The 8,791-nt window shown below is 55.6% G+C and carries 7 protein-coding genes and 1 rRNA gene; 7 read left to right on the forward strand and 1 reads right to left on the reverse strand.

What is annotated here, in order from left to right:
- Nucleotides 1-222: 222 nt before the first annotated feature.
- The 6 genes from A6F49_RS16840 to A6F49_RS16865 all read left to right on the forward strand — a co-directional run bounded on the left by A6F49_RS16840 (nucleotide 223) and on the right by A6F49_RS16865 (nucleotide 6,896).
- Nucleotides 223-1,002, forward strand: a complete 780-nt coding sequence (locus tag A6F49_RS16840) for a GAF domain-containing protein (protein ID WP_043056622.1) — start codon at nucleotides 223-225, stop codon at nucleotides 1,000-1,002.
- A 489-nt stretch (nucleotides 1,003-1,491) separates the two neighbouring features.
- The gene (locus tag A6F49_RS16845) at nucleotides 1,492-2,598 is read left to right on the forward strand and encodes a hypothetical protein (RefSeq protein WP_052499990.1); all 1,107 of its coding nucleotides are present in this window, start codon (nucleotides 1,492-1,494) and stop codon (nucleotides 2,596-2,598) included.
- A 244-nt stretch (nucleotides 2,599-2,842) separates the two neighbouring features.
- Complete coding sequence (locus tag A6F49_RS16850; RefSeq protein ID WP_043056623.1) at nucleotides 2,843-3,070, forward strand: alpha/beta hydrolase family protein; 228 nt, start codon at nucleotides 2,843-2,845, stop codon at nucleotides 3,068-3,070.
- Nucleotides 3,071-3,158: 88 nt separating this feature from the next.
- Complete coding sequence (locus A6F49_RS16855) at nucleotides 3,159-4,643, forward strand: MFS transporter (protein ID WP_150119575.1); 1,485 nt, start codon at nucleotides 3,159-3,161, stop codon at nucleotides 4,641-4,643.
- Nucleotides 4,630-5,163, forward strand: a complete 534-nt coding sequence (locus A6F49_RS16860) for a TetR/AcrR family transcriptional regulator (RefSeq protein WP_043055845.1) — start codon at nucleotides 4,630-4,632, stop codon at nucleotides 5,161-5,163. Before A6F49_RS16855 ends, A6F49_RS16860 begins: the two co-directional genes overlap by 14 nt.
- A gap of 137 nt (nucleotides 5,164-5,300) precedes the next feature.
- The gene (locus tag A6F49_RS16865) at nucleotides 5,301-6,896 is read left to right on the forward strand and encodes a Na+/H+ antiporter NhaC family protein (RefSeq protein WP_043055831.1); all 1,596 of its coding nucleotides are present in this window, start codon (nucleotides 5,301-5,303) and stop codon (nucleotides 6,894-6,896) included.
- 38 nt (nucleotides 6,897-6,934) lie between these two features.
- Here A6F49_RS16865 and A6F49_RS16870 read toward each other — a convergent pair whose 3' ends face one another.
- Nucleotides 6,935-7,846: an amidohydrolase family protein gene (locus A6F49_RS16870; RefSeq protein ID WP_043055832.1), complete on the reverse strand. Its 912-nt coding sequence runs from the start codon at nucleotides 7,844-7,846 to the stop codon at nucleotides 6,935-6,937.
- An 826-nt stretch (nucleotides 7,847-8,672) separates the two neighbouring features.
- Here A6F49_RS16870 and A6F49_RS16875 point away from each other — a divergent pair.
- Nucleotides 8,673-8,791, forward strand: a 16S ribosomal RNA gene (locus A6F49_RS16875); the annotation flags it as partial.

Consider the following 8,791-nt stretch of genomic DNA (forward strand, 5'->3'; position numbering starts at 1 on the left):
AACCGTTCTTATTTGATAACCTACTGAAATTCTCGTGGGCTAGAACCGTCTTTGGTCAGTGACTCGTGACCTTTGCTGCCTGTAGTGGTCGATATTATTGCTCGGGGTGATCTGGATCCCCCGTTGTAAATGAGCGCAGCTACTATGCTCGCATTCTTTCTCGTTTCATAGCAGTAATGAAAATGGCAAGCTTGGGTATAGTACCTCTTAATGAGAACACCCGTGAACCCGATCACAGCCACCTGGAATTGGTTGGCTTATCAAAGCTCCCGTTTTGCCACAGTATCTTTTCTTATAACTTCTGTGGGTGGCATTAGCAGTGGCTTCATACTCTCTTTATATTCGGAATCCGGCTGGTTTATTGTTGTGGGCCTCTTCGTTGCTGTTGTCACTGCCATACCAAGCGCAGGAACTGTCTATTGGGAACGTAAGAATGAAGAAGCCGAAGATGTGGGTGCCGCTCGAGAACGAGTAATGGATGAAGCTATTCCTCCTCTACTCGATAAAGCGCGATTGTTGTCGACAACGCCGAGAATGCAGCGACAGCAAGCACTTGACTTAGCCGCGGAGACGGTCACGAACAACCTATATAGCGCTTTCCGATCAGTCACGGGTATTCGAGCCGTTGTCTACAAAGTTAGTGATGACGGTACACAAATGGTTCCTATTGCAAGAGCGGGGAGAAGTCAGCTTCCACAGCCCTTTGTCAAAGGAACGAGAAGAGGAGACTACGCTTTCGAAAGCCTCAAGATGGCTGAGTACTTTGCTTTCATTGATGACATTGAAGAGGCGCCTCACACATGGGGAGGCAGTGGAAAGGGTTATTCTACTTATATTTCTGCGCCGATACGAGGTAAGGATGTCGGTTACGGAATGCTTACCCTTGACGCGCCGAAGGTTGGCGATTTAGATTCTAGGGACGGATCTACGGTGTCGCTTTTAGCGGCCACCTTGAGCTTGTTCTTTCACGAGGCTCAGCGAACTAGCCGAAATATCAAGTAGAATCTAAGTGCGGAGAGGAGCAGCAATGGGAAGAAATAAACTTGTTGGCCGCCAATCACACGCTATCGAGAATGATGACGGCAACGATGACCGCTTTGCTGACGTTCTCAAAACTGTTCGTGAGGAGCGGCTACGGCGTGAGCGTACTCGCGTAAGAACGTTTTCACTACGAAAAGGCAAACTTGCTCAGTAATATTCTTTAAGCGAGCAAATAACCACGGTAAGACCCTAGCGAGTTTTCTACACGGCTAGGGTCTTCTTCAATCCAGGAAATCAATTCTAGAAGTAATTTTTAGATCTCTGTTGCGAATGCAGATTTTCCGATCAGTTCGGTCCGTAATCCAATTGCTTTGGCAATTGCGTCGAGGAAGTTTTCGTTGGTAAAAGGCTGCAGGGCAGAAAGCGGACATTGACACTGAAGCACAGGAAGAACACTCAGAAGACCCTGCAAATCGACAAAGCCAAGAAGTTAGTGCAGCGCAGCCGCGGTTGGGCATTACCTATGACGGCGGAGTCGCCATACTTGATGGCGGCACGCTGGAGACGGTAGCGGAATTTGATGCCGAAGGCTTTCTGCGTCTCAATCCAGCCGGCGACGGCAGATATATGTTTCTTACCGAAGGCGACAGTTTCCGACTGCTGGATGCCGGAGCTTGGGGGGTCCCGCACGGGGACCACAGCCACTACTACACTACGGAGCCACTCCTGACAGACATCACAGTCGAGGGCTCTGAACCTGGCCACGTAGTGGCACACGAAGGTATCGGAGCGTTGTTCTTTGACGGGAGCGGGGAGATTCATACCTTCGATTTGACTCATCTCGATCCGCAGGTGGACTTCGAAACTGAGGTAGCTCAGACAGAAGAACCGCATCATGGTGTTGCAGTGGCCTTCGAGGACGGTTCTCGATTCGAAACCATCGGTGATGTTGATGAACGCTCTGGCGCTCGCGTCCTGGATGCCGATGGGAAAGAGACCGCTCGCAATGAAGACTGCCCCGGGGTGCACGGGGAAGCTGCCGGTCCAGATGGTGTAATTGCTGTTGGTTGCGAAGACGGTGTCTTGGTGTGGGACGGCGCAGACTTCACCAAGATAGATGCAGGGCCGGAATACGCCCGCACCGGTAACCTGTTTCCTGCCGACGAGTCAGCCATCATGCTCGGTGACTACAACGAAAAGGAAGGTGAACCGATGACTCAAGTTGCCCTGGTTGACACTGAGGCAGGTCAGATCACCACCGCTGATATTGGTGCTGCCTATAACTTCCGCTCTCTAGCACGTGGGCCGGAAGGGGAAGCCCTTGTCCTGGCAGAGGATGGCCAGCTTCACGTGCTTGACCCAGAAAATGGAGATGAAATTGGCGCACTCCAGATCATGGATGAATGGAGTGAACCTGAAGAGTGGCAAGAACCGCGGCCTGCCATCCGAGTGATTGACGACATCGCTTATATCACCGACCCCGAAGAGCAAGTCATCCATGCAGTGGATCTGACCGACCTGGAAATTATTGAATCGGCACACTTGAACTTCGTCCCCAACGAGCTTGCTGCGGACGAAGGTCAACCTGCTCAAGGGATATCTGGCCATGAGGAGTAGGCCTAACAGCATGTGTATGCCCGGATGATTTACGGCAGTATAAAGCGGAAACCCATCGCTCTTGGGGCTCCCGCTTTGTTGTCCAGCACCGCAATTTATGCGTTGGTTTACTCCTTCGGTTACCGCGAGCAGGTAGCGGCCGCAGCGTTGGCGAAACACGCGGCCGCGCCGTCGGTCGGGGGACGAAGTGTTGGTGTGCTTGGCGAGTGCCTGCTCGTCGTCACCGGTTTCTACCGCCTTGGCCATGGACGCCTCAAAAGCACCACCGTTTATTATCACGCATGGTGACCACGACGTATACGTTCCGGTCAAAGACGCCCGCGCCTTGCGCGATCACCTGATGCAAGGTTCGCATCACGAGCTCTGGTATGCGGAACTGCCCGGTGGTCAGCATGGGTTTGATGCCTATGCATCCTGGAGATTCATTGCCGTCATCGAGGGGATTGACGCATTCTTGGAGCGCAACGTTTAGGTAAGGCCATCGCGACTGGTAGAAGAGTCGATCGAGAGGGCAACTCTGAGGTTAGTAACTGTACTGAACGTTTGGTATAGTTACTGAAATGCTCAAGGCTGAGGTAGAGGTACAATCCACGCGTCGTCAACGGTGGATATTCTTAGCGATCATTAGCGCCGCCTTATTTTTGGTGGGTGCCGACAACTCGATTTTGTATACCGCGCTGCCCGAATTGCGCGACCAGTTAGGCACCACGCCCCTGCAAGGCCTGTGGATTATCAACGCCTACCCGCTGGTGCTCTCCGCGCTGATCCTTGGTACGGGCACGCTGGGCGACCAAATCGGCCACCGACTCATGTTCCTGATCGGTGTCTCAGTCTTCGGGCTGGGCTCACTGGTGGCCGCATTCTCGCCGTCGGCTTGGATTTTGGTTGCTGCACGTGGGCTGCTGGGTGTGGGTGCCGCCGCGATGATGCCCGCCAGCCTGGCCCTGGTGCGCATCACGTTCAGTAATGTGCGCGAACGCAATATCGCCATCGCCGTGTGGATGTCCGTGGCCGTGGTCGGCGCGGCAGCCGGCCCGGTACTTGGTGGGCTGCTGCTGGAGTTTTTCTGGTGGGGATCGGTGTTTCTGATCAACGTGCCCATCGCCGTCATCACGCTGCTCGCCACCATTGCCGTGGCGCCACCAAATATTGCCAACCCGCGGAAGCAGTGGGATCTGGTGTCGTCCATTTGGGCGATGTTTGCGATGCTTGGTTTAGTCACCGCGATCAAAGAGCTCGCCAACCCCGAGCGCACCGTGTGGTTGCTGAGTGCCTCGATTGTGGTGGGCGTGATCGGTGTGCTGCTGTTTATCTTCCGCCAACGCGGCCTGGAACAACCACTGCTCGACGCCGCGCTGTTCCGCAACCGTATTCTCACCGGTGGCGTGCTCACCGCCGGGATCATGATGTTCATTGTGGCAGGCATTGAACTGACGACGACGCAGCGGTTCCAAACCGCCGGCGGGTTCTCCCCGCTGCAGGCCGGTGCCCTGGTCGCAACGATTGCCATTCCATCGATCCCCGCAGCCCTGCTGGGCGGCGCGTTCTTGCACCGGGTGGGCTTTATCCCGTTGATCTCCGGTGGTTTCACTATGATCGCCGGCGGCATCGGGCTGGCCGTGTGGACCTTCGGCATGGAATCCTTGGTGCCGTTCATTGCCAGCCTGCTGCTGGTCGGAATCGGCAGCGGCTTTGCCTCATCGGTGGCATCCACCGCTATTCTGGGCGCTGCTCCTGTGGATAAAGCGGGCATGGCCTCGTCGGTTGAATCGGTGTCCTATGAGTTCGGCACGCTGATTTCGGTGGCAGTGTTTGGCTCACTGTTGCCATTTTTCTACGCGTTTTCTGCGCCGTCGGAAGTCGCTCACGACGTCGACCACGGGGTTGACCATGCGGTGCACGGCCCGGCTGCCGTAGCGGCCTACGATGAGGCATACCTATTGATTTTGGTTATTGTTGGCGTGGTCGCAGCACTGGCTGCAGTCGTCACCGCGTATTGTTTCCGTGGGAATCCGAAAGAGGCTGATGCGCATGCGTCCCAGTAAGAAAACTGAAATTCTCGACGCCGCCGTCGCACTCATTGAGCGAGAGAACCTGGAAGCGGTCTCCTACGAGGCGCTGGCCGAAGCGTCGGGCATGTCGAAATCCGGAATTGTTTACCACTTCCCGTCGCGGCATGAAATTCTGCGCGGGATTCACCAGCACCTGGCCGATCAATGGGAAGAAGAACTCGAACGCGCCGCGGGCGGTCCGGCACATTCCGTGGACGCCAAGACTCGCCTGCGCGCCGTCGTGCTATCCCAGAGCAACAGCGCTACCAAGGCCGAACTGCTCTTGGAGATTGATGCGCGCAGCAACTCAGAGTTCTCGGCCATCTGGGCTGAAGTTAACGACCGCTGGGTGCCCTCGACTACGGGAATTGAGGACGACGACGAGCTGCGCTCACAGTATTTGGTCAAAGTGCTGGCCGATGGGTTGTGGATGCACGATTATGTGCACGAACAAGCTCTGACCCGGGCACAACGTAAAGCCCTAACTGACCATATTTTGCAGATGCTCAATTAAACGTATTTCCTCTCGCCGCAGTAGCTGTGCCAGACTCCTGTACCAGCAGAGCGCGCCGTGCACCATAGACTGTGAGGCGCTGTGGGAACGCTGCTAATCTGAGGGAAACTTCCTCGACATGATGTGAAGGTTCGATCGTGCTTGATGCCTATCCGATTCTGACGCTGGTGCCCCCGCTTATCGCCATCATCTTAGTGATCGTCACCAGGAAAGTGCTGGTCTCCCTCGGGGCGGGGATCCTGACAGCGGGTTTACTGATCGCCGACTTTAACCCGGTGACCATGGTGGTGACCGTGTGGGAAGCAATAGTCCGGCTGGTCTGGGCCGATGGGGCGGTGAATTGGTTCACGATCCTGATCGTGGCGTTTCTATTCCAGCTGGGTATCGTCACCGCGCTGGTCATGATGTCTGGCGGGGCTGCCGCCTTTACGGAATGGGCGGCCAAGCGCATCAAGTCACGCCGGGGAGCCCAAGTGCTCACCGGGTTGTTGGGCATGATCATCTTTATCGACGACTATTTCAATGCGCTAGCAGTAGGTCAGGTCGCCCGGCCCATCACCGACCGTTATCGAGTTTCGCGCGCAAAGCTGGCCTACCTCATCGACTCGAGCTCAGCTCCAGTCGTGGTGTTGATGCCGCTGTCCAGTTGGGGTGCCACGATTATGGGCATCATGGCTCCGTTGCTGACGGCATCAGCGTTGATGATGGACCAGATCGAGGCGTTCGTGTTGGCAGCGGCCATGAACTATTACGCGATCGCCGCACTGTTATTGCTGTGGCTGACCATTGTGTGGGGCCTGGACTTTGGGAGCATGCGCCGCGAAGAGCTCCGCGCAGCTCAGGGCAAGGGACTGTACGGTGCCCAGGACACTGCCCCGGCACAATTGACCGATGCGCTACCAACCCACCACCAGGGGGCGATGCGTGCGCTCATCATGCCTTTCGTGGTGTTGTTTGTGGGCGTCGTCGTTGGCATGTATGTATCCGGCGGGCTGATTGGCGGCAGTTGGGCCATACTGGCGGCCCTGGAAAATACCGACGTCGCAATTGCCCTCAATGCTGGTGGCATCGCGGCACTGCTGGTGGCCGGTTACTACTGCCTGCGTTATACAAAGCACAGTGACAAATTTCCGGTGGGGACCCGTCGTCGCGGTGTAGCCCACGGCGCTAAATCCATGCTCGGTGCGGTGTTGATCCTGCTGTTTGCGTGGGTATTGGCCGATTTGATCGGGGAGCTGGGCACCGGAGAATATCTGGCTTCAGTTGTCGAGGCGTTAGCCGTACCCGCCGTCTGGTTGGTCCCGGCCCTGTTTGTGGTGGCGGGGCTGATTGCCTTTGCCACCGGGACGTCGTGGGGATCATTTGGTATTTTGTTGCCGTTGGCCGGGGAGATGCTCAACGCCGTACAAGGCGGCGATGAGTTCTTGATCGCTACCTTCGGAGCCGTATTAGCCGGTGCCGTATGGGGCGATCACAGTTCACCGATTTCAGACACCACCATTCTGTCGAGTACCGGTGCGGCCTGTTCCATTCCGACTCACGTTTCGACTCAGTTGCCGTATGCGTTCGTTGGCGCGCTCGCAGCCCTGGTGGGATATGTCGTCTATGCGTTGACCCACAGTGGCGTGATTGGTTTGGTTATAACCCTCGGCGTCGTCATTGCCATCGGAGCGGTGATTCGCAAGGTGCGGACACCTATCGGCGATCACATGTTGACTCAAACCCAACGTTGAGCAAATAACCCGTCCAAAGGTTGGCAGCGGCGTCGTCGTTATTTTTCCCAATAGAGTGCCATCGGGTTGTCGATCAGCAGGCGTTGTCGGGCCGATGGGTCGGAGGTTATCTGGCGCAGGTAGTTCAGTAGGACGGCGTCGTCTGGCATATGTGAGCGTAGGTTGGGGTGTGGCCAGTCGGTTCCCCACAGGACGCGTTCGGGGAATTCCGCGATGGCCTTCTGGGCGAAGGGTGCCACATCGGTGTAGACCTCGTGGGCTCCGGCAACGGCATATGGTCCGGTGATGGTGAGGCGTTCGGGGCAGCTGACTTTCACCCAGTCGTCGGTTCGGTCCACGAATTTCAGAAACGCCGAGTATTCGGCGGACGACGCTCCTTTGGCAAGGTCTGGGCGACCGAGATGGTCAATGACCAGCGGGACGTTCAGATTGGCGAGAAAGTCGGCAAGGTCGGGGAGGTTGGGCGATTCGAAGTACACCACGATGTGCCAGCCGAGCTCACGGATCTTTGCTGCGACCAGTTCGACTTCTTCGAATGGCTGGCTTTCTACAAGGCGTTTCACGAAATTGAACCGGACGCCCCGAACACCACGATTGTGCATGTCTTTGAGTTGGCGTTCGCTGACGTCGCTACCGATGGCGACGACGCCGCGGGCGGTTTCTCCGAAGTGGTCGAGTGCATCTAGCAGTGCTGCGTTGTCCCGGCCATGGCACGAAGCTTGAACGATGACGTTTCGCGTGACTCCAAGGTCATGACGTAGGTGTTCGAGATCGGTTTTGCTGGCATCGCCCGGGGTGTACTTGCGACCTGGCGCGAATGGGAATTCTGCAGCTGGTCCGAATACGTGGCAGTGTGCATCAACAGTTCCGGTAGGAAGCCTCACCGCGGGTTCTTGGCGATCTTGAACCCAGTCGAGCCATCCGGGAGTTTTCTCAGTTTGATCCTTCAATTTTCCTCGTACTTCTCGGGCGTTCCAGTTCTCGTTGGCGATTGAAGCCACTCAGGTTGGAGGAGAGTATGCCACATAGGTGCTGCAAATGTCAGCGATTTCTCGGGGTTCACAGTTCTGTTGAAGGTTTGTCTGAAAAGAATTTCTATAGGGCGAGCATTTCCAGGACCGGAAAGTCTGGCAAGTAAGCGGAATAGCGAACGACGTGGTCCTAGGGGGCGGCTACTTCCGAGTAGACCTGCATTCTTAAGAACGAGGTCTCGGCGTAGGCGCATATTGGAAACCTAGGTAAACGAGAAACGACAATCCTGGTGCTGTACTGGCATACGGTCTACGTGTATCTGAGCACTGGATGAGTGTAAACAAGAGTGGAGCAACCGTAGCGATGCGCGTATGTCGGTCCGAACGGCAGCCAGCTCATCCAAATGTGTAACGGACATCACTTAATTAGAGTTGGTGAAAACCAGGTGAATTTTGGCTTACTCCCTAGGTAATCATTGGGGAATGGGTGAAAACAGGAAAAGGTCCGAACGGAATTGACATTCAGAAAGAGAGCAGCGTATAGTTATCTCTTGCGCCGCGATGGCGTGGGACGCAGAGATGCGGACCGAAAACATTCACTGTCTAGTGAATATACCTCAAGTGAGAGATATTCGGTAGATTTGTGTGGTTGTTTGAGAACTCAATAGTGTGCCAAGTTTGTTTGATGCCATTTTTTTGAATGGTTGCTGTGGTTGTCCTACCTCCGTGGGATGATGCGCAGTGTTGCCAGGGGCTGGATGTTTCCGTCTGGTCCTATTGATCGTTTGTTCTGAACAGTTGTTTTTGTTTGGAGAGTTTGATCCTGGCTCAGGATGAACGCTGGCGGCGTGCTTAACACATGCAAGTCGAACGCTGAAGCTCCAGCTTGCTGGGGTGGATGAGTGGCGAACGGGTGAGTATCAC

The organism is Enteractinococcus helveticum, from assembly GCF_001657475.1.
In the GTDB taxonomy this organism is placed as follows: Bacteria; Actinomycetota; Actinomycetes; order Actinomycetales; family Micrococcaceae; genus Yaniella; species Yaniella helvetica.